Genomic DNA, 26,669 nt, shown 5'->3' with positions numbered 1-26,669 from the left:
TGTAGCGCATCTATGTAGGGTTTAAATCCGTATCTGCGCCATATTTAAGACGAAAGGCTCATCAGAAATGATGAGCCTTTTTTCATTCTTGTATAATTATAATTAAACATAGGTTTGTAGCTCATCAATGTAGGCTTCAAATCCCTATCTCTCCGCCATATTTAAAGAAGCCCGCTATTTTATAGTGGGCTTTTTGCTTTTTTAAATTTAGAAAATAAAACATCACAGGTTTGTAGCGCATCTATGTAGGGTTTAAATCCGTATCTGCGCCATATTTAAGACGAAAAGCTCATCAGAAATGATGAGCCTTTTTTCATTCTTGTGTATTTATAATTAAACATAAGTTTGTAAACACCAATGTAGGGTTCAAGTCCTTATCTCTTCAGTATATTGAAAGAAGCCCGCTATTTTATAGCGGGCTTTTTGCTATCTAGAATTTATTAAATAGAACAACATAGGTTTGTAGGCATCAATGTAGGATTACTCTTTCAAAAATATGCTATCTCTCGGCCATCTTTAGAAAAGTTCGCTACTTAAAAACTGCGGGCTTTTTACTATCTAGAAATTCAAAAATAGTAAAGTATTGGTTTGTAGGCATCAATGTAGGACTCAAATCTCTAACTCTCCGCTATATATATAGAAGAACTCATTACTGCAAAGTAATGGTTTATTTGCTTTCAAGTCTTTGGCTGTTCTAAATTATTATTAATGTTTTACTAAGGTTATGATTTTTAATGCTTATGTCAGGTTTGGCTGTTATCGAGTGTGAAACAAATAATTTAACACTATGAGCATTAATCTATTTCAACATATAATTCCTTTTCATATTTAAAGTTTAGGGAAATACCTTGTTGTTTCAGCGTCTAAAAATCATTTTATTGTTGCTACTATCGTTGAGTACTTTCTCAGCGGTTGGTCAAGTGCAGCTAAATGATGACCAAAGAAACATTTCCTCAACTGAAATAGCCGTTTGTGTACAAGAGGGGAGTGGAGCTCCCGCTAATAGTTTACGCGTGAGTCATTCAGTATCTTCTCTGTCATACCTACAACCTAGTTTATCTGATGGCCAAGATTTCATCTCTATGCTTGTTAGTGCGGATTTAAGGCATAAAAATTTAACACCAGAGAAAGAGCAACCCCTTATTAGCCAATTAGCTAGTGTTGACTTCTTTAATGATGTTAGACGAGTTGTCAGTAGCGATAATCGCGCTGGAGCAGGCGTTAAGCCTAATTATTTTCTTCAAATTGCTTTTTTTGAACCAGTGATTTTTAATCGTTTTATTACACCTATAGATAGACCCAAGTTTACTTATCATTGGACAAGCCAGCTTTCTAGTACTGTTTCTCGCCTGTCAGGCTGGAAGGACGGTAATAGTCTCTACAGTCATCATCACCTCCGCTACAGCTAAATCTCTGTCGTTTTAACAAATATATTATTGCCGAGTATTCGGCGTATTTTAGTGTGCTTGTACCTGTGCCTAAATCTTGGCTATTTTATCTAGCTAGCCAAGGTATTAGCACTGGAATTGAAAGCTATCAAGTGCACGGTTAATTCTTAACAGAGAATATAAACGTGAATAAAAAAACACCACAAAATCCAATTAATCGCTATGCGAGTTGGAAGTACATTGTCCTGCTTTTTACTATTGCTGTGATGTTTCTCAGCGCATTGCCGTCAATATTTGGTGAAAATGCTGCGCTACATATCAATGATCGCGATCATCAGGTGGAAATAAAACAGTTAGTTAAACAGCTTGATAAAGCGGGTATTTCGACAAGTCTTGTTTCTCAAACTGAAGATAAAGTCACCGTTGTGCTTAGCGATGCCAGTCAACAAGCTGCTGCTAAATCAACGATTGAATCTTATTTAACTGACGATGTTCTCGTGGCTTTAGCCATGGAATCAGACGCGCCTAATTGGTTAACTGAGCTTGGTTTTGCCCCGATTAAATTGGGCTTAGATTTACGAGGCGGAGTGCAATTCTTGTTAGATGTGGATATGGAACCTGTTTATCAAGCCCATAGGCAAATGGTGATTGATGAATTTCGTCAATTGGTCAGAGGTTCACAGGGTAGGCATATCGATGGGAAGGTACAACTTAACTTTCGTAATAGTGATGACTTACAAGCTGGTGTAGCTGCGGCAAGGGAAGAGTTTCCCCAGTGGCAACGCTCGGTAAATGGCAACGTGCTCGTGATGACTCAAACAGAAGAAGCGCGGGATGCATTGAGAGCCACGACGGTACAACAGAACTTGCAAATTATGCGTAGCCGAATAGAACACTTGGGCATAACTGAGGCTTCTGTTCAAAGGCAGGGGCAGTCAAGGATCAGAATTGAACTGCCAGGGGTACAAGATCCCGCTACAGCTAAAAACGTAATTGGCGCAACAGCATCACTCTCATTTCATGAACTTGTTGAGCCACGTTCACCAATGGCGATGTCAGTGGATGATGAAAATGGTCAAGCTATATCGCTTAATAGAAGGGCTATTCTCGGCGGCGAGCACATTATTGATGCCAGAGCTAGCCTTGGTGAAATGGGAATGCCAGAGGTTAACCTGACTCTCGACTCAGCGGGCGGCCGCAAGATATCACAGTTTTCTCGCGATAATGTCGGTAATCCTATGGCAACGGTTTATAACGAATTTACGCAAGGTAGAGATGGCGCAAGTGTAGAACAAAGCTCCGTTATTAGTGTTGCGACGATTACATCGCAATTAGGGAATCGTTTTAGGATAACAGGCAGTGGTAGCCTTGCTGAGTCTCAAGAGTTAGCCATGCTATTGAGCGCGGGTTCATTGACCGCACCAGTCACCATCGTTGAAGAACGGACCATTGGCCCAAGTCTTGGTGCTGATAACGTTAAAAATGGTTTTGCTGCGTTGGCATTGGGGCTCGGTTTAACACTGACATTTATTGCCTTTTGGTATCGACGCTTAGGTTGGGTTGCCAATTCAGCCTTGTGTATCAACCTTGTGATGCTAGTGGGTCTTATAGCGTTAATCCCAGGTGCTGTACTGACTATGCCTGGCATCGCTGGGTTAGTACTTACTGTTGGTATGGCCGTTGATACTAACGTGCTTATATTCGAGAGAATAAGAGACAAAATGAAACTCGGTAATAGTTTTGCGCAGTCAATTAATAGTGGGTTTGATAGTGCATTTTCATCTATTTTCGATGCTAACCTGACAACCATGATCGTCGCAATTGCGCTTTATTCCATTGGTAATGGGCCCATTCAAGGCTTTGCTTTAACACTAGGGCTTGGACTGTTAACCAGCATGTTTACCGGCATTTTTCTTTCAAGAGCCATCATCAATTTAGTATGGGGACGTGATAAGCGTCGTATGGTAAAAATATGAACAATATAATGACACGTTTTTTCAAAGGCCAATTTGATAATAATCCTTCGCAAAGTGGATTAACTCGCCTTAGGTTTTTATTAACTGGATTTTCAGTATGTGCTTTATTGGTTTCAGTCTTGATGATTGGAATTAAAGGTTTTAACTGGGGCTTAGATTTCACCGGTGGCGTGGTAACTGAGGTCACACTTGACTCAAGCATAGAACTTACTGAATTAAATCAGCATGTGGATAATGTTTTAGCCCAAGACGTGCAAGTGATTAAGGCGTCAGAAGAAGGTCAATGGATACTGCGTTATAGTGATGAAATGGCTGGTGATGTCGGAATAACGGATGCACTTGCTCAGATAAGCGAGCAGGTAACACTTATCAGTCACAGTATTGTAGGGCCGCAAGTCGGTAATGAAATGGTCGAACAAGGCGGGCTTGCAGTACTGGTTTGTTTAGTGATGATCATGGTGTACTTAAGTATGCGTTTTGATTGGCGTTTAGCATCTGGTGCTTTACTTGCTTTGATGACGGATATCATTATCGTTCTAGGGGTATTTGCAGTCTTACAGCTAGAATTTAATTTAACGGTTTTAGCGGCGTTATTAGCAGTATTAGGTTATTCGCTCAATGACTCAATCATCATTGCTGATCGAGTCAGAGAAATCATGCGGATGAGACCAAAAGGTGACACCAACGAGATTATTAACGAGGCGGTTAAAGCGACCTTTTCGCGCACGTTAGTTACTTCAGGTACGACATTAGTGACGGTTTCAAGTTTGTGGTTATTGGCAGGTGCTAGTTTACAAGGTTTCTCAATCGCGTTATTCGTTGGCATCATATGCGGAACTTGTTCATCAATTGCGCTAGGGGTGACTTTACCGCAATTGTTTGGCCTAAAAGCTGCCGATTACATTCCTCAGCCTATCGATATTGAAGAAACGTATTCTTAATGAAATTGCATCAATTAAGTTTGTGTCAATGAGGTTTGTGTCAATAAGGCTTTGTAGCAATAAAAAAACCAGCCACAAGGCTGGTTTTTTATTGGTAAATTAAATTGAAGCTTATTCAGTCATTGCGAGTAATTGCGGTAAATAATGGCTATCAAGCTTAGCTATTTCAGTTTGTTCCTGCAGTACGTCATTTAATATTTCATCAGTGGTCAGCGGGTTAGCTAATACCACTCTAAAAACCGTCGTTGCTTGTCGCTGATATTTCGCTGGCTTTATACGCGTACGTGAAACGAAAGACTTTCCTTGTTCACGTTGATGTTTTTGAATGAACTGAGTTAAACCATCGAGCAATTTATTGCACAGTTTAACACTCGCAATATCATTATTACGTAAAGCTTGTTCCATAAAGGATTGCACAGCTTGTGGTACATAGCGATAGGTCAAAATGCACAGCTCTGGTTCGGTTATCAATTCGAATTCTTGGTGCTGGTTAATTTCTTGTGCAAAGTAGCGCGCTTTTTCAAGGCTGTTATTAATCAGAATCTCATAACCTTCACTACCGATGATCTGTAAACAAGCATGTACTAACATTGCCATGCCTGGTCTAGAGCCTTCTAATGTTTGGCTCCCTAAATCTTTAGAACCAACGCGGAGTATATATTCAGCATGGTGTGCTATGGCATGGGCAAGCTCAGGGTCTTTAAACAACACCATTCCAGCGCCCATCGGTACATACATTTGTTTATGGGCATCAATGGTCACTGAGTCAGCCAGTTCAATGCCTTTAAGCAAGTAACGGTATTTATCTGATAATAAACTTGCGCCGCCCCAAGCTGCATCAACATGGAAGTGACATTGTAATTCTGATGCTAATTGAGCTAGTTCAGATAATGGGTCAATATTGCCTGTTTCTGTTGTGCCAGCAACGCCGACAATCGCCATCACTTTGATGTTTACTTTGGCGAGATTCGCAGCCGTTTGGCGCATTTGTTCAACATCAACTTTGTTGTTGGCATTGGTTGGGATACTGACAATGTTGTCGCGGCCAATCCCCAATAAGTCAGCAGTTTTGCCTATTGAGTAATGACCTCGTTCAGACACTAATATGGCTAAATCATCATAGCCATAATGCTTTAATGCACGCGGGAGTCCTTCACGATTAACTCCTTTGAAGGTGGTGCCGTCTGCTTTTAATAATTGATTTCTAGCAATCCATAAAGCGGTGATATTTGCCACGGTGCCGCCGGAGCAAAATGCGCCAAGGGAGTAATTAGCGCTATGCATCCATTGGTCGTAAAAACTGTCAGCCTGATCAAAAATCAAATGATGCATCATCCCCAGCACTTGGCGCTCAAGTGGGGTGAAAGCTTTAGAGGTTTCAATTTTAACGAGGTTTTGATTTAACCCAACCATCATTTTAGACAGTGGCAATACAAAATACGGCAGAGCAGATGTCATATGACCGATAAAGCTCGGTGCTGAAGTGTGTACCGAATGGGCCACTAAATTCTTCATTATTTCATCGGTATAGTCTGAAACAAATCTGGGTGAATCAGGAATTTGGTAGGCTCGAAAATCTTTTTCGATTAATGACAATGGCTTTTCAAGCGCGGCAATACTTTTACCTAAAAAGCCCGCTAAGTCTTCAGAAAGCTTTTGCTCAATGATACTTAGTGTTGATTCCGCATCTTCTGGAATGGTAAATATACGTAGAAGGCTTGCTTCAGATGCTTGGGCTTGTCGGTAATTTTTTGCGGTCATGTCTTCGTGCCATCATTTTTATTTTTCAGCCAAGTACCACTAAAATGAAAGTGGTTTCTTGGCAATTATGAGGGCTAACTTTACTTCATGGATTATTGCTCAGCAAGTTTTTGAGTTAAACGAGCGTTTTTATATTGATAGTTTAAGTGTAGCGGCGACATTTTGAGCTGTTTGAACCAGGTTTTCGTGTGCATTGCTTAAAATATCATCGAGCGGAGCTAACGATGGAATAATAGGAAAAATTGCTGTCATTCCTTGTTGCAGTATTTTTTCTGCTCCAGAACCTAAACAACCCGCAATGCCAATCACAGGGATATCTTGTTTTAAGGCTTGTTGCATTACGCCCATGGGGGTTTTTCCACTTAAGGTTTGACTATCCATACGGCCTTCACCAGTGATGACAATATTGGCGCCTTGCATTATGTCGGCTAATTTCACTGTTTCTATGACAATTTCAACTCCCGGCTGAAGTTGTGCATTAAGTAATGCCATAACACCAAAGCCCATGCCGCCAGCAGCGCCAGCACCAGGGAAAAGTGCAATGTCGTTATCGGAATTTTCAGGTAGGGTGCGATTAATAACATTGGCAAAGTGGCTGAGAATATTATCAAGCTCAGTGACCATTTCTGCTGTTGCGCCTTTTTGCGGGCCAAATATTGCAGAGGCACCATTAGGACCACATAAAGGATTATCTACATCACAAGCCACTTCGATTTTGCAATCAGCAATGAGTGGGTGTGCAGATGAACTATCAATCTCAGCTAGCTGGCTGAGTCCTGCAGCGCCATGGCCAATAGCGCTCCCGTTTGCTGTAAGCAGTTTAAAGCCTAAAGCTTGCGCCATTCCCGCGCCGCCATCGTTTGTCGCACTCCCCCCCAAGCCTAGAATTATGTGATTTATGCCTTTATCTAGTGCATCACGAATAAGTTCCCCAGTTCCAAAGCTGGTGGTCAGCATAGGGTTTCTTCTATCTCTTTCAATGTGATGTAAACCGGATGCTTCAGCCATTTCAATAACAGCTGTGCCAGAGCCAGTGCTAGTGCCTGAGTCATTATTGTTTGCACCCAAAATGCCATAATGTGCGTTAACTGGTTGTCCATCAGGCCCTGTGACTTGAAGCATTTGCATTTTGCCGCCAGTGGCATCAACCATGGCTTGAACTGTGCCTTCACCGCCATCGGCCATGGGAACTTTGCAATATTCAGCGTTAGGGAAAATGCGTTTAAAGCCTTCTTCAATAGCATTAGCAACACCTAATGCACTCAGGCTTTCTTTAAACGAATCAGGGGCAATGACTATTTTCATATTATCTCTCTTGGGTTTAAAAGAGCCACCTACTTAAGGGTGGCTACAATGGATAACAATAGCGGGTTAAAGCAAAACTAAGCTTAAAAGGTAAACCAGTGTCATGGCTGTCACACCTTGAACCAGTGTTGCCATGGTTTGCGCACGATATGCTTGTTTAACGCTCATGCGACTAAACTGGGTAACCACCCAGAAGAAGCTGTCATTAGCGTGTGATACGGTCATAGCACCCGCGCCAATGGCCATAACGGTTAATACACGTCCCATATCACTTGCAAGACCAATATCACCCAGCAGTGGCGCAACTAAAGCTGATGTAGCCACTAATGCAACCGTTGACGAACCTTGTGCTGATTTTAATGCTGCAGCCACAATGAACGGCATAAATATCCCGACACCTAATGCCGACAAGCTACTTCCAAGGAAAGTACCGATTTCAGTAGCTTTGAGAACAGCACCGAATGCGCCGCCTGCACCAGTGATTAATAAAATAGGCGCGGCAACAATTAAGCCTTGGCTAATACGTTCGCTGAACTCTTTAATTTTGTCAGCGCTTTTTAACAAAGGAATGACGAGTAACAGACCAATCATTAAGGCGTTAACGGGTTGACCTAAAAACATCAAGGTATCAAATATGACTTCTTTACCCAGTGGCGCAGAAGGGAAGTTGGCTATAGAGCCTAAGCAAATCAACAATATTGGTACAAAGATTGGTGCGAAAGCTTTTGTTGGGCTAGGTAGTGCACCGTAGCTTTGCTTTAAGGTTTCATAATCTTCAACTTTATTATTGAGCTCTTCAGCGCCTTCACCATCAGGTTGCTCATTGGCAAAACGATTTGCCCATAATGTGCCAGCAAGCGCGGCTATTGCAGCGATAAATACACCAATAGCAATGACTAAGCCTAATTGATTTTCAAGGCCTAGGTTACCGGCCGCAGCAATAGGACCAGGTGTGGGTGGCACAAAAGTATGGGTTGCGTATAAACCCGTTGCAAGAGCAACACTCATCGAGACGCTAGAAACTTTCATTCGATTTGCCATTGACTGTTTTAACGAGTTCAAAATGACAAAACCTGAATCACAAAATACAGGAATAGAGACGATGTAACCGATTATGGACATGGTGAGCGTTGGGAAACGTTTACCCAGCACTTTAATGACTACATCGGCCATGGTGATAGCGGCACCGCTTTTTTCCAAAATCGTGCCTATGATGGTACCGAGTACAATAACAAGCCCTATGTAACCTAAAATACCGCCAAAGCCACTGGTAATGGTTTTAGCAATGTCGGCACTAGGTAAGCCATAGGCAAATGCGGCTAAAAAAGAAGCCAAAATTAATGTCAAAAAGGGGTGTAGCTTAAATTTTGAAGTCGCAATAACGATAAATGCAATTACGCCAATTAATATCAAGATCATGCTCATGATAACGTCTCTGGTCAGGGTATAAAGATAGTTGTTTTTGTATGCGTATTATTAAAAAGTTGCACAATATATGCTTTGTTCAATTGAACAGATTTTTATGGATATAAAGATTTAAATATGTGCATATGCATATATTTTTGACATGTAGATGGTTAATAAAAGGACTGGACTGTTTTACTGACGAAATAAGCTAACGTGTTAACTTTGCTGCCGTTAAGCTTGATGCATGATTTGACCAAGGTACAAATTAAGTAAGTGGTGGAATTCTTGCAAATTTGTTCCGGTGATTTGCTGAATTTTATCTAATCGATAGCGGAGCGTATTGCGATGAATAAACAGCACTTCTGCACACTGTTTATTATCGCCAATATGCTGAATATAAACAGATAGTGTTTTTTGAAGTACACCATTTTTGTCTGCTTCAACTAATTTTAAATAAGGTGCAGACAAGGCATCACCGCGCCAATGTTGTTTTAAGCCGGTAAATATCACTTGAAGGGCATAGTCTTCATATAAATACTTACTGGATTCAGGGTTTAAGCTTTTACCAATAGCCAAGGTCTCTTTCGCGGTACGATACGATTTTGCAATACCTTCAATACCGATAAAAAAGTGGCCAAGTGAAATATTGAGGTTTAATTCCATATTGGCAGGAATACGCTTTAACAGCTTATCTATTCGATGGCTCTCAAGTTCCGGATCCCATTGTTTACCATTAAGGTATGCGGGTTTTAGAATGACCAGCTGATTAAGTGATGTCATCGCAATCAGGTTATTACGATCTGGGTGCTGCAGTAAGTGGACGATTTGTTTCAACGCTTGATTATTGTGAACTTGTTGCTGCTTGACCGATTCTATTTCAATAATGGCGACAACACGCTCAACGGTAATATCTATGCCTAACTGATGTCCCCAATGAGTTAATTGATCGACATCTTTATCTTCATCTCGGATCAGTTGAAGAATGAACTCTTCTTTCTGTCTATTTTGCCATTGTAATTGATCTTGCAAGTTAGCTTGTTCAACAATCATTTCAGCGGTCATTTTTAATAACTCGCCATATTGGGCTAATTCACAAGGCTGACCTGTAATGCCAATGACACCCACTATCTGACCTTGATAGTGCAGAGGTAAATTCAGCCCTGACTTTACCCCGTGTAAGCTTGGGGCAATATCTTGATTAATTTCAACATTTCGGTTTTGACTAATTGCCAGTAATGCACCTTCATGTATTGAGCCTATTCGCTCATTAGAGCCAGAACCTAAAATAACGCCTTGGGCATTCATCACATTGATATTATGCCCAATAATTTTCATTGTTCTGTCTACAATCCTGTTGGCGATTGCACTGTCAATTACATACATATGTCCACTCAGAGAAGTTGCAAAATTAACTCATTACCTGAGTTATTAATTGATAAAGCCAGTAAAACAATAAACCGTAACTGGTTAATAAAGTCAATACAGTCGCGAACTTAGCGAAAGGCGGTATGTCAGTTTGTTTAAGCCCAATATGACACAAAGCAATAGAAAAAATGCTGATAGGTGCGACGATAATGCTCAAGGGTAATATGACAATGGCCCCAGTCAGTAAAATTAACGTCGAGAGACGCGATGGGGACTTCTTATTCGTTAATGGCACAGGGATAAGTGCAGTACCAATAGACAGCACAACCGCGCCCAAATACAGTACAAATTGTGCAAATGATTCGTACTGGCTTACAAAGCCTATAAGGGCAGCAAGTGGAAACAATAACGAAACTGTGACATGTTTTTGACTAAATGAAGATTGCACATATTGACCAGAGAAGTAACAACAGGCTTGTACGATGGCATTAATAAATGAGAAAGCCATTAAGGCAATCAAAATGAGAATACTGTCATTTGCCATTGATGTGGTTGAAGCATAGGCTGGCATAGCCAATAAAGAACCTGCTAAGCCTGATAGAATAAGGTGTTTTTTTTGCATGATATCTTGAGTCTACTAAGTCACTTAAAAATAAATTTTAATAGACATCGCTTAGAATAGCTTTTGTTAATTTAGCAATATCGAGTTATTTGTTGGTATTTGCGAAAGAGGGCACAAATAGAAAGTGTTTTACAACAAAAAAGCCTGCAAAAATGCAGGCTTTTAATCAATTAATGCGTTGCTTATAACTTGTAGTTAACGCTTAGCATTATCATGTGAGCAGTATAATCATGGCTATTGCTGCCAAAGGTCATGACATTCCAAATATTATCAGGCGCGATATCATTTGCTGCATCATTGTCTAAGTACTTTTCAATTTTATAATCTAAACGTACAGCCATTTTTTCAGTGGCTTGGTATTGACCATATAAATTAACATTATGTACTTTGGCAAAGTAATCACCGTAATCACCCGTAACGCCTTGGCGAACTTGAGTGTTACTGTCAGATTCTGAATAGGTGTAATCTAAACCTAAACGTAAGCGGCTATCCATTAAGTTGTTATAACTTAAGTTAGCGCCTACTACATCAATAGTGTCTTCGATATCAGCTTGCCAATTTGGACCTGAGAAAGTGCTGCTACCTGATTGTTGTGATTCAATAACCTGGTGGTTATAGAACGCATTCAACATGACATCTTTATTGAACATGTAGTTTACATTGATATCGTAACTGGTGTCTTTTGACTCAGTTAAGCCAATTTCAGTATCTGTATAGTCATCTAGTGCATAGCGCACGCCTAAATCAACAGTTAATGCTTCAATAGGGGTATGGCTTACGCGCGCTTCTACCATGCTGCGATCACGATCTGCTAGGTAATATTTACGTAATAGGTCGTTATTTTCAGATGATGTCCACTCAGATGCTTGGTAATCAGAACCGTCACGGTTACCGTAACTCCCTTTTACCCACATATCCCAGTTTTCAAAACTGTTGACGCGGTAACGAGCCCAAAGGGTGCTTTCTTCGGTCACTTCACGCTCTGAGTAACTACGTTCATCACGTTTGTAATCGACACCACCATCAAGTTTCATTCCGCGGCTAATGCGGTAATCAGCTGCTAACTTAGCGCGATGAGTTGTTTGATCATATGGGGTGTTGTATGCCACTTGACCGTTTACATCGTTGATGCTGATTTGAGTCCACTCTTCAATATTGGTGTTGTTTTCGCGATCAGAGTAGTCGTAACTACCTGATACGCGCACACTGCGATTGATTCGGGTCACGGCTTTTAACGTCATGCCAGTTAGGTCAACTTTTGCATCAACAGATTCTGTTGGCACACTGTAACCATAACCTGAAGTGACAACGTCTTGATCTTGACTCATCTGTCCAAACATCAAGCGACCACTGACTGCTGTGCCGTTTTCAGTATATTGACCAAGCAGAGACACAATATGTGACTCATTGTCTGGATCAAGTGCCATATAACCACGGGTTTGTGCACCAAACGTCGGGTTAAAGGCATTATCGTAACTTAATTGGGCATTATCATTTTTAAAGATAGAGCCATCGTAATTCAAGCTCGTAAACCAATTTTTACCGCTAAACTTAATACCAGCATTAATGGTATCAGTGGTGTAATCAACTGGTTCAGCAATCATCATTGACTGATTGAAGAAGCCACCTGATGCTGTTTTAATACCGGTTTTTTCTTCACGTTGATAATTCACGTAAGTGGTGAACATTGATTCTGTTTGGTATTCAAAACCCAAACCTGCACGTTCACGTTTAAGCGAAAGCTCAAATGGGTTAAGGCTGCTGTATAACTCAGTCATACCGTCAGTTGAACCCGCTGTTTGCCAGTTATCGGGTAAAGTTAAGTCTGAGCCACCAATACCACTGTACGGTGATACAACACTATTTGAGTCGTACGTTGCAATAGAGCGGTAGTTTAGGTTCAGGTTGTACTGACCAAGCTTACCGACATTCACGTCTAAACGACCGTTATCAAGACCTAAATCAGTCGCTTCAACTTTTGCACGGTAACCAGACTCGCCAATGTAATTCACATCAGCATCTAGCTTAGGTGCAAACTCATTGTCGCTGCCAAATCCGTTAGCTGAATGAATGTCATCTTCGCTGTTGTAACCAACGCCCACGCCAACACTACCTGTTACGCCAGTTTCTACAGCACAACCTTTACAAACCCACTTGTCGAATTTGACTTTGTCTGTATTGGCACTGCCTACACCGTAACCATCAGCTGCCATTGCAAATCCTGCATTGGCAACTAACGCTAAGGTGATTATATTCAGTTTAAATTTCATAGTCGTACATCCTTAACGCTGAAGTAATTTGCCAGAAGGGTGGTTAGAACCATGTACTTGGCTATGACAATTTAAACAACTGCGTCCACCAGTAAAGGCATTATCACCAACATTAGAACCCATTCCTGTGTTCCCTAAGTAAGCATTGCTTGCATGACCATCACTGGCATGACATTGCTGACATAGTTGTGGAGCACGAGTCTTAAGCATTCCTTCATTCACTGAACCATGTGGGTTATGACACGTTACACAGTTTTCAGTTACTGGTGCGTGCTCCCAAAGTTTAGGTCCACGTTTTTCAGCGTGACATGTATAACAAGTCTCGTTCACACTTGGTTTAACCAAGTCTGAATCAGCCATGCTTCCATGTGGATTATGACAATCACTACAAGTCATTTGATTCCATTGCATTGGATGACTTGAGCGCTTATTCATGTCTGTTTTTTGTTTTGTATGACAGCTAGTACACACTTCCATCTCTGTCTTTTTAGACAGAATAGGGTCGTTAGCGGTATGGACACTGTGACAAGAAGCACAAGCAACATCGGCATTATCATGATGGCTAGTATTCCAAGACATGCGGTCATCGTCTAAGTGACACCCCATACAAACACTGTTTTGTTTCTCTGGCGCTAGGGTAGAATCAGGGCCAAAAGCGATAACTGGCTCGTTACCACCACGGTTATGTTTACCCATTGGGCCGTGACATGCTTCACATTGAAGGCCTGCCATTGGACTCTTTGAGGATTCAATAGCGCCGTGAACACCTTTAAAGATATCCATGACTTTTTCAGAACGTCTGTGACACATCAGACAAGAGTCGGCACCTTTAGGAGAGTAGCTGCCTTCTTCAAATTTCTTATCTAGAACAGCTTCAACTTCGTCAGGGGTCATTTTAGCATCCCACTTCGACGCATAAGCCGAGTGAGACATCCCAAGAGATAGCATAACAACTGCTACAAATGTCGGGATTATAGAATTTAGTTTCATTTTGATTTTCATTGTATGGCTTCCCAATCTATCCATGATGTAGATGTGATTTATGTAATGAAAGGGAGAAGCAAGCTCCTCCCTTAACAGTAAATTACATGTTCACCGCGGTGTGATCGAAAATGGTAGGTTTATGACAACCCATACAGAACTCGACTTGAGCAGATGCGTTGGCATCTTCGTAAGTACCGTTCACAACGCCACCTTGGCCTTCAGCATGCGCTTTAATTTCGTCAAAACCATGACAAGAAGCACAAGTTGCAGTGATTGGAGTGGTGTATTCACCAGCTGAAGTCGCTAATGCACCTTTCAGTTTGAACGCATCAAGATTGAAGTCATTATGACACTGGGTACAATCACTGATGATATCTTGCTCACCATGAACACTGTGAAGTTTCATTTCAAGTGCACCTTGGTTTCCACCTGAAGCGTAAGTACCGTCTGGAGTATGACAAGTCACACAACCATCAACACCGACAATCACTTCACCATCTGCATTTTCACGACCTAATTGCTCAGTCATGATAAAGCCTGCATGGTAGCCTTTGTGTATCTCAAATGTTTCGCCGTGACAGTTTTCACACGTATTGAATGCAACTGAATCAGTGTGACGCATACTAGCTGCTTCACCTGAAAGCGTACCGAATACTAAGTCAGCTTTCATACTTGTAGTTGCGATATCATCGCCACAATCAACTGCAGCAGTGCCATCGTTACACATTTCTAAACCAATAAAGGTAAAGGCGGTATCTGTGTCTTGGATGCCAGCAGGTGAGTATTCTCCAAATGGAAGAACCGGTAAGGTGTACTGTAGTGCACCAGCTTCAACAGAAACGTTTTCGCCAAGTTCGCCATTACGTACTAAATCGTAAGCAACTTTTGCTTGTCCATTTCCTGGGCTTGCGTTGTAACCCATTATTGGGAAGTTAGGACCAACGTTAGTGATCGTTTCAATACGTTGAATCTTGCTAACTAATGTTGATGCATCAACAGCGCTGCCAGCAGCATCAGTAATCGTCACTGAGATAGTGGCTGTTTTGTCTGAGTTAACCATCAAGGTAGAAGTTAAACCATACATGTCGATAAATGCTTTCTTCTGTTCGAAACCACCAGTGTGGATTTCTTCAGTCCAGCTCGCGTTATGACATGCAATACAGTTTGAGTTATCTGACTGTTGAGAGTGACCTTCACCAGCGACGAAATCGATGCCAGTGTGACAACTTGTACAGGTTTCCATTGTTGGAATACGAGTCCAGTTGCCCCATTCAGTTAGTTCTTCTGACTCAACGTGACAAGATTGACAGTTGTCTTGAACAATTGCGTGTGCAGTTTCTGCAGTGTAATCGTTACGACCCCAAACTTTATTAGAGTTATGAACGTTATGAACTAAGTGAGCAAAAGCAACTTCAGGTTTACCACGACCATCTGCCCACTCTTGAGTGTGACAAGTGATACAAGTTTCTACAGTAGTTGCTTTGTGATAAATCTTTTCACCTTCAGCGTGACAACTTGCACATACTTCATGAGAAACGATATTTTTGGTGTATAGAGCTTGGTAGCCTTCACCGTCGAAGTCTGCAACGATTTCGCTGACAGGGACAGACGTTACACCATCCAGTAACGTCGAAGCCTCAGCGACAATGTTGAAGCGTTGAGTTAATTCAGCGTTGAATGTATCAGTATCGAAACTGTCAAAACTAAACTCATAGCTACCGTTTTTGTTATCAACGAAAGTCGATGTAGAGCCGAGTTTCTGCCAGTTTGCGCTATTACCAGCGCCGCTAGCGCCAACTGGGATAAGCTGAGCTGCATTTTCGATTGAAAAGTCTTTAAGGCCGACTACTGCTTCATCATCTTCATTAGTCGCATAAACTTTTACAGTAGGGATGTTGTCAGCGTAAGAAACTGACAGCACTTCTAATTTTAGCTGCTCAATTGCTTCAGCTGGAGTACCGCCTGGAAGACCAGGGTTACCATCTTTACCATCATCACCGTCACTGCCACAGCCTGTTAAGGCTACGCTGACTGCACTTGCTACAAGCATCAGTGCTATTTTAGAATTTTTCTTGTTCATCATTTGTCCCTGCGTAATAAGACATTGCATAAATTTGACTTGGCTATTTGTATTGCCGAGATACGTAGTCTCTTGAGTCAATTTAGCTTTTTGGGTTTTAAATTCATCAAATACAAGGTTAATCCACAATCAGAGAAAAATCTTTAAACCTAGACTGATACTGTGAAGCAGATCAGTCTATTTCTAAAGAGGTATACATTTTCTCAAGTAAACCTTGTTTTTATTGGCTTAAAGCAAAAAAGAGCCGCACGGTGGCGACTCTTTGTATTGCTAGCTAACCTTTACTGTCCACCCCAGTCGGAGTGTGCTTCAAGGATCTGACTATCATTGTGACAAGTAGAGCAAGTCTCTATCACATTTAATGCGTCATAATCCGCCTCTGGTACACCTAGACTATCGATTGTTCCAACTACACCGCCATTAGTTTCAATGTGGCTAATTGTTGATTCACTTAATCCGTAAGGAGGTACGTGACAACTTAAACAAGCAGCTGATTGAGGAGACACAACTAACAGGCCAACATCATCTTTACCAAATGCTACGGGAGCTGCATCAGTAGCAATGCCTTGGATAGAGAAACCATCATCGCCGTGACAAGCTTGACACTCAGTTTTCTTAAAGAATAAAGATCCACTTGAGTCATAGACATAATGTTTATCATGAACTTTAGTTGCTAAGTTAGATGCTTCGCCACCTGATGTTGCACGTGTTCCATTATGACATGATGCACAACCATCAATATCATTGGTATAACGATGCGTAATTTGCGTTGTATGACATTGTTGACAATCAGCCATTTCAGCATGCTGCATACGTGGAGATTCAGCCACTGAACTACCATCTAAATTGAAGTAGTAAGTATCAGACGTTACGTATGGAGCATCTTGGTCACCCGCATCTAAATCATCAGCATCACAATATTCAACCACACCTTTGCCAGAACAAACATGTAATTGGCTGCTTAGTACAATAGTAGATCCAGCATCTATTAATGTCGCGATTTCAAAGTCAGCAGCACTAATAGTCGCTGTAATTGAGCCATCAGCTTCTTCAGCAAATGTGTCATAACCTACTTTTTGGTAATTAACCAAGAAGTCATCAGTCAGTACACCATTGATAACGATTGCACTATTAAAGCCACCGTATTGGTAAGGGCGTGGATCAATTTGATTTATTGCTACTAATTCATCACCATTTTTAACGGTGAAATTAACTTTAATTTCTGATTCATCATCAGCAACTGTCATCGATGAAAACTCAACTTTTAGCGCAGTTGCTAAGAAGTTACTGTTCAAATCATAATGAGCTTCTTCTGTACTGCGACCACTGCCTTCACTTGTATGACAATCTAGACAATTATTTCCTTGCCTATGTGATTTTGGAACACCAGCCGCTTCAGCAGCAGGGCTAGGGCTGTGACAGCTCCAACATGCAGCGGTATCAATATCAGCTTTCCAGCTATCAGTTAGGTTAAAATCTTCATTCGGATTATGACAAGTCAAACAGTTTGACGTCATTTGTGGGTATACACCGTCATCTGAGAAGTTAGCCGTAGTATGAATACTATGAACCATACCTTTAATCGAACCATCATATTCGTAAGCATCACCAATTGGGGTTCCATCTGCATCAGTGTCTTGCTTACTATAACTGTTATAATCTGTATGACAGAAAGAACAAGCTTCTTCCGTTACGTGTTTACTGCCATGCATAGAGAGTTCGCCTGCTTGATCTGCTCTATGACAAGTTTGACAATCAGAATTTGCTAAAATTTGAAGTGGCTTTTCAACTTCAACATCAGTAGCTGGTACCCAGTAGAAAAAACTATTGTCTACAATAGTTTGAGCATTGTTGTTGGATGTCTTGATTGACATGTAAACGCCATTGGTAGCGTCAGCCATGTATTCATACTTTTCTAAAGTATCAATTGCTTGGTCGATTGTGATTGAGTAACTGCCATCATTATTATCAACGAAACAATCCTCACACTCACTTTTACTGCCATCAAAGTAATTTGATCCAGTAAAATAACCGTCGCCTTTATCTTTATTGAAATAGCTTAACCAGATTTGTCTATCAATACTTGGATTAACGATTTCGTCTTCACCTGGTTCATTAGCAGAACCGACGCGGCCAAAAGAAATAGTGGCGATATCTGCTTGAGTTAAACCAGTTACAGCTACGCCATTGGCGTCAGCAAGCTTAAAATCAACAGTTAGAAATTGGCTTTCATCAACACTAGCAGTGGTAATCGTGCTCGTTAGAGTGGTTACAGAGCCGATTGGCTTACCAACGGTGCCATCTTCGCCATCTTCGCCGTCAGTTCCGTCGCTACCACAGCCGGTTAGCGCGAAGGCTAAAAGCCCAGCACTAAATACCGCTTTAGCAGTAGTATTAAAATTGAATTTTTTCATCATTGTTCCCTGCAAGAGATTTTGTTTTAAACTTGATTCTTCATCATAAAATCAAGTGTATGGATAATATCCAAGTCTATGTAAAGCTCTTTTATTTTATTTAGTTAGGGCTTAAATCACTGTGATTTAGATCTTACCATTCCGAAAGAGGTATTACTTAATTCTACAATTTGAAAGTTAAAATGTTGAAATTGTAAAATGTGAAAAGCGCTTGCGTCGCAATTGTTGCTTGAGCGTTGCTGTAGTGTTTTTCACTAAACTATATGGATTATTTAATTAGAGTAAACTTAATTAATAGAATCATTAACTAACGTACCATCCAATACATTACTTACTGCTAAAATTACCATTACTAATAATAAGTGAATTGTGTGACTTTTGTTTGTATTTGAATGACTTTTTATGTGGTTTTTAGCGTTAAAATCTCACTTTTGTTAAGAAGTGTGATCTAGATCGGCTTTAGTGGCTTTTGATTAAATTAAAGGTTGTTCTAATTAATCTAAAGCAGAGAAAAGTGACTTATGAATGGCTTTATTGATTTTGGCAATGTACGAAAAAGCATTCAATTGAGTAATCATTGTTCAAACAAACATAAAGATGATGAAAGTATGGCGATTTAACTTGATCATGTCACAGGTGTGGGGGATAATCCTGCCGTTCACGTAAAACAGGTTTTATGTGAAATCTATGGTGACCTTAGGGTCCCCCCGCAATGATAACTTGTGAACTCGGCCAGGCCTGGAAGGGAGCAACCGCACCAAGTGACTCGTGTGCCGGGGTGTGGCTCTAGGGGAACCTCCAAATTCTTCTTGTTTTACCATCAAAATTCTTAATGTCTTACTCATACATATTTTATATAGAAATTTTTTGTATTCAATTTTCTCAGTTTAGATCTATTTGATTTTAGTACTTTCAATTTTCAGTACTTTTAATTTTCAGTACTTTCAATTCTCGGTATCGATTCAAGTTTTGCCTTTGCTTCAGCTTCTTCTTCCGCAATACGTCTTTTTAAGTTGGCTTTCAAAAATTCACGAGATTTCTCTAATGCGAGTTGTATTTCATTTTTCATGCTTTGCAGTTCGTTGTAATCTTCGAAAAAATACGTATCGACTAAATGCCTGATGTAACGCACTGGAAGCTGGTTTAAGGTTACGCAACATAGATCTGCTAAATACTCTTCTGGCAGTTCTTCTAATAAACCTTCATCTCTTAATATTTCCATTAATAGCACTTCATAGTAATTACGAATATCAACTTGCATGTTTTACTCCAAGAGAATGAATTTTTATATCAGTTTGCTACCAGATTGAATTGGCTGCAATAAAAAGTTGACTATGACGATGAGTTAATTCGGCTTCATTTCGGCTGTAACCACCGCCTATGACTGCTGCAATAGGGATATTAGCTTGTTTAGCGGTTTTAAATATAAACTTATCACGCGCTAAAATACCTGCTGTCGAAATGTTGAGATAGCCTAAATCGTCATCTCTGTGAATATCGACCCCAGCATCATATAAAATTAGGTCTGGCTGGTGAATATTGATGAGGTAAGGAACCACTTGTTCGAGTGAATGAAGAAAGTGGCGGTCATCAATTCCTTTATCAAATTCTATGTCATGGTCTGAATTAGGTTTTCTTGAAGGAAAGTTTTTTAAGCAATGAAAAGAGCAACTGATAATATTGTCGAATTGTGATGATAGGGTTGCGGTGCCATCTCCTTGATGAACATCACAATCAATAATAAGCACTTTAGTCGCTTTACCATTAGAAATCATGCCATTGGCAGCGACTATTAAGTCATTGAATATGCAAAATCCACTGCCAAAATCATAGTGAGCATGATGGTATCCACCGCTGAGATGTAAAGAAACGCCATGTTCGATGGCTAAATTTGCACATAAGCTTGTACCACTAACGGCGTGTAAGGTTCTATTTAATAGTGCTTCACTCCAAGGGAATCCAATTCGGCGCATGACTTTAAGGTCAAGTTTGTTGTCGATGAAATCATCAACATACTTGTCTTGATGCACTTGCTTGAGTACTTCAACTTGAATCATTTCCGGTGAATGAAAATCGGAGGGTTTAGCTATTTGATTGTTCAGCAGGTATTGCTGCAGCAACTGATATTTACTTGTTGGAAATCGGTGGGTAGAAGGTAACGCCAGCTTAGAATAGCTGGCGTGATAAACAAGTGGAATATTCAATGTGAAATTTACACGCTTATTTTGATAATCAATTTACAATTGCTTGATTGCCCAGCTCATGAATTCTTTTCTTGTTTCTTCATCTGCTTGTAACCACCAATATTGAAGCATTTGTTCTGGGTGTGTTGCTGTCTCGCCTGCAGCTGGAGTTGCAGCTTTTACTGCAGGTTTTGAAGCCGCAGGGGCCGTTGCTGTAACTGTTGCACTTGTTGCTACTGCAGCAACTGGTAGCGTTTTCGTATTACTGTCAGTCGCAGAAGCTGCTAGCGTATCAATATCTTCACCTTTATTACCGCTAAACAAATTACTGATAAAAGTACTTTCTGTATAATCAGTTTGCGTCACTTTGTAATCAACAACACCGTTGTCTTTACGAGAAATAACGATTTGCGGGTCTTTAGCAAATGACTTTGGCTTTTTAACAAATTCACCGTCAATTGGCTTGAGCTGATACTCATGATCACCATCAACATTGATAGCCACAATAAAAGGTGATGACTTTACAAAGCTTTGACTGTCACTAAAATCATCATCAACCATATCATGATAGCGAATAGCAATTTTATGGCTGCCGTTATCAAGTTCAAGGTCAGTCTTATGAGTAAACATGTTGGTATCGATTTCTTTACCGTCAAGTGCAAGATATTCAAATGACATTGGGATAGTTAGGTTAGCCGCCATAGCTGACGTTGAAGTCGCTAAAGCTAATAACGCTGCACTGAGCGGAAGGGTAAATTTCATTGTTGCTCCTTAACGATTGTTATTTCGATGCGGTCGTTCAAACATTTGAATTCTTTCTTCAATATAACTGATTGCTTGACGACATTTCCCTAATCGACGATGTAGAGAAAGTATTTCATTTTGTATCATGATTTTGTCAGTACTGTGGCAGTTTGCAAGCTTAGTTTCCATTTCTGCAATTTTTTGTTCAAAAGTTGTAGCCCAATTCAAATGTTTATTTAACTCTTGATATATCTGGTGGCTATTCTTCATCACATTACTGGCTATCCAGCCAAAACCACTGTCTGAATGTTGTTGCTGTTGTTTCTTAGCATACCTTGCGCGACTGTTGGCACGTTTCTGCTCTGCAGTCTTAACATTGATATTGGTTGTAACGAGTGCGCGGCGCAATGCGGTAAAGCGATCTTGAATACGTTGACAACTCAGTTCGATTATTTTGACATCGAGTTTAAGAGAAAGTTGCTTTTCTAATTGTTGAATGTCTTTTTTCAGTTGCTGAATACAAGGGCTAAGTTGTGCTCCTTGTTGAATAAATAGTTGTGAGTTAAAACGTTCAATATCTTGCAGCATTTTCTTTTGCTGGGCTGGCAATTGTTGATCATGATGCAGTGCATCTTGTTCAAGTGAGCTGAGCTGCTGCTTTAATTGATAAATAAGTTGGTTGGTATTTCTCATAACCAGGCTGTCCAAGCAAGATGTGCTGCAATTGATAAAACAGTAATAATAAACAGAGGTTTTACAAAGGGAATACCGAATCTAATAGCCGATTTAGCGCCAATGAACGAGCCTGCCATCATGCAAACCCCCATCCATAACCCTAGAACCCAATCGACTTCTCCTAGTAAAGCGAAGATGACTAATGCAGTGACATTACTAACAGAAGTCATTACACGCGCTAATGCACAACTATTTAGTAGTGGCAATTTGTATAGTCTTATGCTTGATACCGTCCAAAATGCACCAATCCCAGGACCGGCAAAGCCATCGTATCCACCTAATAGTACACCTTGAGCAGTTTGTTTTTGTTTGCATGGGGATGTCATCGGAGCGGCTTTTAGATTCTCGCCCATTGCTTTGGGGCTAAATAAGGTATAGATGGCGATACTGATAATAACTAAAGGTAAGATTTTCTCGAGCCAAGCAGCATCTATAAGATATACAAAAATACTGCCTAAAATTGCACCGAAAAAAGTCGCGATAAAGGCGGTTCGCCAAAATCTTAAGTTAATAAGCTGTTGCTTATAATAAGTATACCCAGCAGTCATTGAACCAAAGCAAGCTGCTAGTTTATTGGTACCAAGTGCTAAATGGGGCGGTATTCCCATTGTTAATAATGCAGGAATAGATAATAATCCACCACCACCCACTACAGCATCAATAAAACCGGCCACAAGACCAATAACGGCCAAGATTACCCAGTGGCTTGGATCTAACAAGAATTCCAAATAATTACCTATTCTATAACTTTACGAAATGGCGGAAGGGCATCAAGTAATGATTTGCCATAACGCTTAGTAATAAGACGTCTATCTAAAATGGTTACGCGACCATAGTCATCTTCTTTACGGAGTAATCTACCACAACTCTGGATTAATTTGCGTGAAGCATCTGGAATAGTTAGCTGCAGGAATGGATTGCCACCTTTACTCTTTATGTATTCAGCATGTGCTTGTTCAACGGGTGAGGTTGGCACCGCAAACGGCAATTTAGTCACGATTAAGTTAGTTAAATAATCTCCAGGTAAATCTAACCCTTCTGAGAAACTGCCAGTACCAAAAATTATGCTTGGTTTACCTTCATCGCAGCGTAGTTTGTGTTGTTGCAATATTTGTTGTCTTGGCATGGTTCCTTGAACAAAAAGTTGCTCTTTAGGTATTTTGCCACTGACTTGATCTGTGACCTTTTCCATTTGCCAATATGAGGCAAATAAAACCAATGTCGCCATTTCATCTTCAACTAGTGCAATGATTTGTTCAGCTAGTTCGTCAGTATAGGCATCTTCTGTTGGCTCGTTATTCATCTGTGGGATAAATAAAGTGGCATTATTTTCGTAATCAAATGGCGATAGTAGTGCTAAGAAGCGACTGCCATCATTAAGGGATAGACCAACTTGATGAGCAAAATGATTGAAATTATTTAATGCTCGAAGCGTTGCACTACATAAGACGACCCCCGCTGCTTTTTGCCACAGCATGTGTTCAAGCATAAAGCCAACTTCAATAGGGGAGGCGCAGAATAAGTAATCCTGTTGTTTTCCGGTAATTAATTCTGCCCAACGTGCCATCGGAGCACCTTTTTTCGAATCCTCTTTAGCTAACATTTTCCAAAGCTTACTTAAGTTCTCAAGTCGCTGCAGGATAAATCCCGCTTCTGAGAGAACGGCTTCAGATTGATGCTTAGGCAATTCACCATCTTTAATGGCTTCACTGAGCACAGATTGAATTTTGTTAAACTGTTTGACGGCTAGATTTGAGGTGGTCGCTAAATTTTCGGCCTGTATTAGTAATGACTCTGGTAATTTGCCATTTTCAAAACGTAATCGGGTTTCTGGGTTAGCAAATAATTTAGGCTGCGTATCGCAAAAATGCGCCACTTGATTAAGTTGAGTCACTAAATCGCCAATATGGTCAAGCATGGCTTGTACTGGCGCAATGATATGAGTCGTTTTAAGTTGATTTTGCAGTTTTGAGCAAGTTTTCGAGGCTTTTTCTAACCAGTCACTGGCTCCTCTTAGTGTGGCTTGCGCACTGGAAAAGTCTCTGGCAACGGTTGGCAGGTGATGGGCTTCATCAATAACGTAAAACATATCTTCAGGCTCAGGTAAAATCACCCCGCCTCCAAGCTCTAAGTCAGCAAATAGTAGACTGTGGTTTACAATTAATACGTCCCAAGTTTCGACGTCTTCGCGCGCTTTATGAAATGGACAGTTGTGGTGACTGGACATTTGACGATGGCAGCTGTGCTTGTCACAACAAATTTGTTGCCATAAGAAATCTGGTAATGGTTGCTCTAAAGTATCAATTTCGCCATTCCATTTACCTGCCTGAAAATCTTGATGCAGTACTTTTAGTAAGTCTATTTGACTTTGGTCAGGTTTGGTTTGCCACATTGCTAATTGTGATGTGTCTTCTGGACCAATCATTGCTGCAAGTTTTGCTAGGCAAACGTAGCGCTGTCTGCCTTTTACGAGACCAAATTTAAAGTCGACACCTGATTGCTGTAAAAAAAAGGGTAGGTCTTTGTGCAATAATTGCTCTTGAAGGGCCACCGTTGCGGTAGCAATACATACTTTTTTCTTGCTGGCTAATGCAAGTGGAATAGTACCTAAGATATAAGAAAGGGATTTACCAATACCGGTACCAGCTTCACAAACCATGATCCTGCGATGTTTATCATAATCACCAGCTAATGTTTTAGATATTTCAGCCACCATGTAGTTTTGCTCTCTACGAGAACGAAAATTTGGCATCGCAGTCGCAATATCTTTATAGATAGTGCGGATCTGAGTTTTAATATGATCCGTTAACATGTATGGCCCATTAGTAATCTTTACTTACTAATTCTTTATTTGCTGGTATATGCTGTACATAATAACAGTGATTTTAAATGTTCGGAATAAATAATCGAACGTTTATAGCGTCTTTAACGACACAGGTAAGTAATTTAGTGGTAAAGATAAGTTTATTTAGTTAACTGAAAATACTTATTTGCCCCAACGATAGGTTAATCATTCATAAACAGACGATTTCAGGGCAACATTGTAGATGACAATACAAAATTCAATAGGCACTGATACTAGCACTAGCACTAGCACTAGCACTAACAATGATGCTTTACTTTCGATTAAAGGAAGGGTGCTGACTAGACATGCGACTTATCGTCACGGTCGATTAATGCTGCAATATTATATAAAAACAGAAACAGGACCGGCACTCATTGAACTAGAACAAGCTGAAGTTATCTGTTTTTGTAAACAAAGTGACAGTGAATTGATTCTCGGTCATTTCAATTCAGGTATACGTATTGAGCCTATCAGTTTAAAAAACTTTAAGCATCAAGCTGTTTCATGCATCTATTTAAAGTCAACGACAGTACAGAAGCAATTGCTCAGAATTGCCAATGATGCAGGAATCGAGATCTATGAAGCCGATATAAGGGCAGAGCAACGTTATCTTATTGAGAGATTTATTGCGTTAGATGCAGAGTTCATTGTTTCTGCTGACTCAAGCAATGCAGAAACACCTTTATCACTGACTGAGGGGGCTACTTTTGCAAGTGCTAGCCATTCGAATGACCCACTAGCATGCTATGCAGCATTCAAAACAAGAAAGGCAGATTTAGCCATTCCATTATCAATGATTTCACTGGATTTTGAATGCAGCCCATCTGGAGAGTTGTACTCAGTTGGATTATATGGCTCTCAATCAGCACTTGATAATCAAAGCCCCTTATATAAAAAAGTCATTATGCTTGGTCGACCTGATTTTGACGCTTATGAGATTAATGAGTCTGATGATAGCGTTGAATATATTCAATGGGTTGATGACGAAGTGGCATTAATCCATCAGTTAATTCATTGGTTCAATGAATATGATCCTGACATTATTATTGGCTGGGCAGTGGTTACCTTTGATTTAGCACTTCTACATAGGCGTTGTCAGTATCATCGAATTCCTTTGTTAATAGGTCGTGGTGGTACAGAATTGTCATGGAAAGTTGAAGATAAATTCAGACCAGAAACGCTGTCTTTACCAGGAAGGGTTGTTTTGGATGGTATTGACTGGATAAAAGCGGCATTTTATCAATTTGAGCGATATTCACTCGAACATGTCTCGCAGCATTTATTAGAAGAAGGTAAAGCCATTGATCATGTTGAAAACAGAGGGCAAGAGATTTGCCATTTATTTGCTAATGACAAAAAAGCACTCGCTTTTTATAACCTGACAGATTGCCGACTGGTTTGGGATATTTTTGAAAAAACACAATTATTGGCTTTTGCCTTAGAAAGAGCAAAGTTGACGGGATTAGAATTTGGCCGAGTTGGAGCATCGGTTGCGGCTTTTAATAATCTCTACCTTCCGCATTTACATCGAAGTGGCTATGTTGCCCCTGCAAGAGCAACAAGTCATGGCTTAGAGTCACCAGGTGGTTATGTGATTATTGTGGCTTAATGAATCTGTACACCGATATGGGGTAAACTCCCCTTAAGAT

General features: G+C 40.4%; 18 protein-coding genes, 1 other RNA gene and 1 pseudogene. 5 read left to right on the top strand and 15 right to left on the bottom strand.

Translation table 11 applies throughout. From position 1 onward, the window contains the following. Positions 1-848 precede the first annotated feature (848 nt). The 3 genes from LMH66_RS10435 to secF all read left to right on the top strand — a co-directional run bounded on the left by LMH66_RS10435 (position 849) and on the right by secF (position 4,305). The gene (locus tag LMH66_RS10435) at positions 849-1,409 is read left to right on the top strand and encodes a hypothetical protein (RefSeq protein WP_229369873.1); all 561 of its coding nucleotides are present in this window, start codon (positions 849-851) and stop codon (positions 1,407-1,409) included. Positions 1,410-1,573: 164 nt separating this feature from the next. Beyond that, positions 1,574-3,364, top strand: coding sequence for a protein translocase subunit SecD (gene secD, locus LMH66_RS10430; RefSeq protein ID WP_229369871.1), 1,791 nt, complete (start codon positions 1,574-1,576; stop codon positions 3,362-3,364). A gap of 8 nt (positions 3,365-3,372) precedes the next feature. After that, complete coding sequence (gene secF / locus LMH66_RS10425) at positions 3,373-4,305, top strand: protein translocase subunit SecF (protein WP_102528621.1); 933 nt, start codon at positions 3,373-3,375, stop codon at positions 4,303-4,305. Between the two features lie 111 nt (positions 4,306-4,416). Here the strand turns inward: secF and panP are convergent, their stop codons facing one another. The 9 genes from panP to LMH66_RS10380 all read right to left on the bottom strand — a co-directional run bounded on the left by panP (position 4,417) and on the right by LMH66_RS10380 (position 18,513). Then, positions 4,417-6,066: a pyridoxal-dependent aspartate 1-decarboxylase PanP gene (panP, locus tag LMH66_RS10420; protein ID WP_229369870.1), complete on the bottom strand. Its 1,650-nt coding sequence runs from the start codon at positions 6,064-6,066 to the stop codon at positions 4,417-4,419. Between the two features lie 129 nt (positions 6,067-6,195). Then, positions 6,196-7,371, bottom strand: coding sequence for a glycerate kinase (locus LMH66_RS10415; protein WP_229369868.1), 1,176 nt, complete (start codon positions 7,369-7,371; stop codon positions 6,196-6,198). Between the two features lie 66 nt (positions 7,372-7,437). After that, positions 7,438-8,796 (bottom strand): GntP family permease, encoded by a 1,359-nt coding sequence (locus LMH66_RS10410; protein WP_229369867.1) that lies wholly within the window; start codon positions 8,794-8,796, stop codon positions 7,438-7,440. 213 nt (positions 8,797-9,009) lie between these two features. After that, a complete protein-coding gene (locus LMH66_RS10405) occupies positions 9,010-10,161 on the bottom strand; it encodes a sugar diacid recognition domain-containing protein (protein ID WP_229369865.1) in 1,152 nt (383 codons plus the stop codon). A 25-nt stretch (positions 10,162-10,186) separates the two neighbouring features. After that, entirely contained in the window at positions 10,187-10,765 is a 579-nt protein-coding gene (locus LMH66_RS10400) for a hypothetical protein (protein ID WP_229369864.1), read from the bottom strand. A gap of 182 nt (positions 10,766-10,947) precedes the next feature. Then, complete coding sequence (locus LMH66_RS10395; protein ID WP_229369862.1) at positions 10,948-13,035, bottom strand: MtrB/PioB family decaheme-associated outer membrane protein; 2,088 nt, start codon at positions 13,033-13,035, stop codon at positions 10,948-10,950. A gap of 12 nt (positions 13,036-13,047) precedes the next feature. After that, complete coding sequence (locus tag LMH66_RS10390; protein WP_371996804.1) at positions 13,048-13,983, bottom strand: DmsE family decaheme c-type cytochrome; 936 nt, start codon at positions 13,981-13,983, stop codon at positions 13,048-13,050. Between the two features lie 136 nt (positions 13,984-14,119). After that, positions 14,120-16,099, bottom strand: a complete 1,980-nt coding sequence (locus tag LMH66_RS10385; protein WP_324295172.1) for an OmcA/MtrC family decaheme c-type cytochrome — start codon at positions 16,097-16,099, stop codon at positions 14,120-14,122. 281 nt (positions 16,100-16,380) lie between these two features. Beyond that, positions 16,381-18,513 (bottom strand): OmcA/MtrC family decaheme c-type cytochrome, encoded by a 2,133-nt coding sequence (locus LMH66_RS10380; protein ID WP_229369853.1) that lies wholly within the window; start codon positions 18,511-18,513, stop codon positions 16,381-16,383. Between the two features lie 696 nt (positions 18,514-19,209). Between LMH66_RS10380 and ffs the strand changes: the two genes are divergently transcribed. After that, positions 19,210-19,306: signal recognition particle sRNA small type (gene ffs, locus LMH66_RS10375), an RNA gene on the top strand. Positions 19,307-19,441: 135 nt separating this feature from the next. On the opposite strand, the gene LMH66_RS10370 is transcribed toward ffs, so the two are convergent. The 6 genes from LMH66_RS10370 to dinG are packed head-to-tail and all read right to left on the bottom strand — an operon-like array spanning position 19,442 to position 24,987. After that, positions 19,442-19,774 carry a late competence development ComFB family protein gene (locus tag LMH66_RS10370; protein ID WP_102528601.1) on the bottom strand — a complete coding sequence of 111 codons (333 nt, stop codon included), beginning with the start codon at positions 19,772-19,774 and terminating at the stop codon, positions 19,442-19,444. A 37-nt stretch (positions 19,775-19,811) separates the two neighbouring features. Further along, a complete protein-coding gene (locus tag LMH66_RS10365) occupies positions 19,812-20,717 on the bottom strand; it encodes a histone deacetylase (RefSeq protein WP_229369851.1) in 906 nt (301 codons plus the stop codon). A gap of 33 nt (positions 20,718-20,750) precedes the next feature. Then, the gene (locus LMH66_RS10360; protein ID WP_229369849.1) at positions 20,751-21,458 is read right to left on the bottom strand and encodes a DUF2057 domain-containing protein; all 708 of its coding nucleotides are present in this window, start codon (positions 21,456-21,458) and stop codon (positions 20,751-20,753) included. 9 nt (positions 21,459-21,467) lie between these two features. Continuing rightward, the gene (locus tag LMH66_RS10355; RefSeq protein ID WP_102528598.1) at positions 21,468-22,133 is read right to left on the bottom strand and encodes a primosomal replication protein; all 666 of its coding nucleotides are present in this window, start codon (positions 22,131-22,133) and stop codon (positions 21,468-21,470) included. Beyond that, entirely contained in the window at positions 22,130-22,903 is a 774-nt protein-coding gene (locus LMH66_RS10350; protein ID WP_102528597.1) for a sulfite exporter TauE/SafE family protein, read from the bottom strand. The genes LMH66_RS10355 and LMH66_RS10350 overlap by 4 nt, the downstream gene beginning before the upstream one ends. An 8-nt stretch (positions 22,904-22,911) precedes the next feature. Further along, entirely contained in the window at positions 22,912-24,987 is a 2,076-nt protein-coding gene (gene dinG, locus LMH66_RS10345) for an ATP-dependent DNA helicase DinG (RefSeq protein ID WP_229369848.1), read from the bottom strand. A 364-nt stretch (positions 24,988-25,351) separates the two neighbouring features. Between dinG and LMH66_RS10340 the strand changes: the two are divergent. After that, a pseudogene (locus tag LMH66_RS10340) lies at positions 25,352-26,617 on the top strand (3'-5' exonuclease); the annotation flags it as partial. Between the last annotated feature and the right edge of the window lie 52 nt (positions 26,618-26,669).

Origin of the sequence: Shewanella sp. 10N.7 (assembly GCF_020806285.1) — a bacterium.
Classification (GTDB): Bacteria; Pseudomonadota; Gammaproteobacteria; order Enterobacterales; family Shewanellaceae; genus Shewanella; species Shewanella electrodiphila.
The sequence above is the reverse complement of the archived record's forward strand: the minus strand, read 5'-3'. Positions and strand labels throughout refer to the sequence as shown.

What these genes read in the sequence shown, in the direction of transcription:
- secF (WP_102528621.1), top strand. Translation starts at nt 3,373, where the DNA reads ATGACACGTTTTTTCAAAGGCCAATTTGATAATAATCCTTCGCAAAGT.
- panP (WP_229369870.1), bottom strand. Translation starts at nt 6,066, where the DNA reads ATGACCGCAAAAAATTACCGACAAGCCCAAGCATCTGAAGCAAGCCTT.
- LMH66_RS10415 (WP_229369868.1), bottom strand. Translation starts at nt 7,371, where the DNA reads ATGAAAATAGTCATTGCCCCTGATTCGTTTAAAGAAAGCCTGAGTGCA.
- LMH66_RS10410 (WP_229369867.1), bottom strand. Translation starts at nt 8,796, where the DNA reads ATGAGCATGATCTTGATATTAATTGGCGTAATTGCATTTATCGTTATT.
- LMH66_RS10405 (WP_229369865.1), bottom strand. Translation starts at nt 10,161, where the DNA reads ATGTATGTAATTGACAGTGCAATCGCCAACAGGATTGTAGACAGAACA.
- LMH66_RS10400 (WP_229369864.1), bottom strand. Translation starts at nt 10,765, where the DNA reads ATGCAAAAAAAACACCTTATTCTATCAGGCTTAGCAGGTTCTTTATTG.
- LMH66_RS10395 (WP_229369862.1), bottom strand. Translation starts at nt 13,035, where the DNA reads ATGAAATTTAAACTGAATATAATCACCTTAGCGTTAGTTGCCAATGCA.
- LMH66_RS10390 (WP_371996804.1), bottom strand. Translation starts at nt 13,983, where the DNA reads ATGCTATCTCTTGGGATGTCTCACTCGGCTTATGCGTCGAAGTGGGAT.
- LMH66_RS10385 (WP_324295172.1), bottom strand. Translation starts at nt 16,099, where the DNA reads ATGAACAAGAAAAATTCTAAAATAGCACTGATGCTTGTAGCAAGTGCA.
- LMH66_RS10380 (WP_229369853.1), bottom strand. Translation starts at nt 18,513, where the DNA reads ATGAAAAAATTCAATTTTAATACTACTGCTAAAGCGGTATTTAGTGCT.
- LMH66_RS10370 (WP_102528601.1), bottom strand. Translation starts at nt 19,774, where the DNA reads ATGCAAGTTGATATTCGTAATTACTATGAAGTGCTATTAATGGAAATA.
- LMH66_RS10360 (WP_229369849.1), bottom strand. Translation starts at nt 21,458, where the DNA reads ATGAAATTTACCCTTCCGCTCAGTGCAGCGTTATTAGCTTTAGCGACT.
- LMH66_RS10355 (WP_102528598.1), bottom strand. Translation starts at nt 22,133, where the DNA reads ATGAGAAATACCAACCAACTTATTTATCAATTAAAGCAGCAGCTCAGC.
- dinG (WP_229369848.1), bottom strand. Translation starts at nt 24,987, where the DNA reads ATGTTAACGGATCATATTAAAACTCAGATCCGCACTATCTATAAAGAT.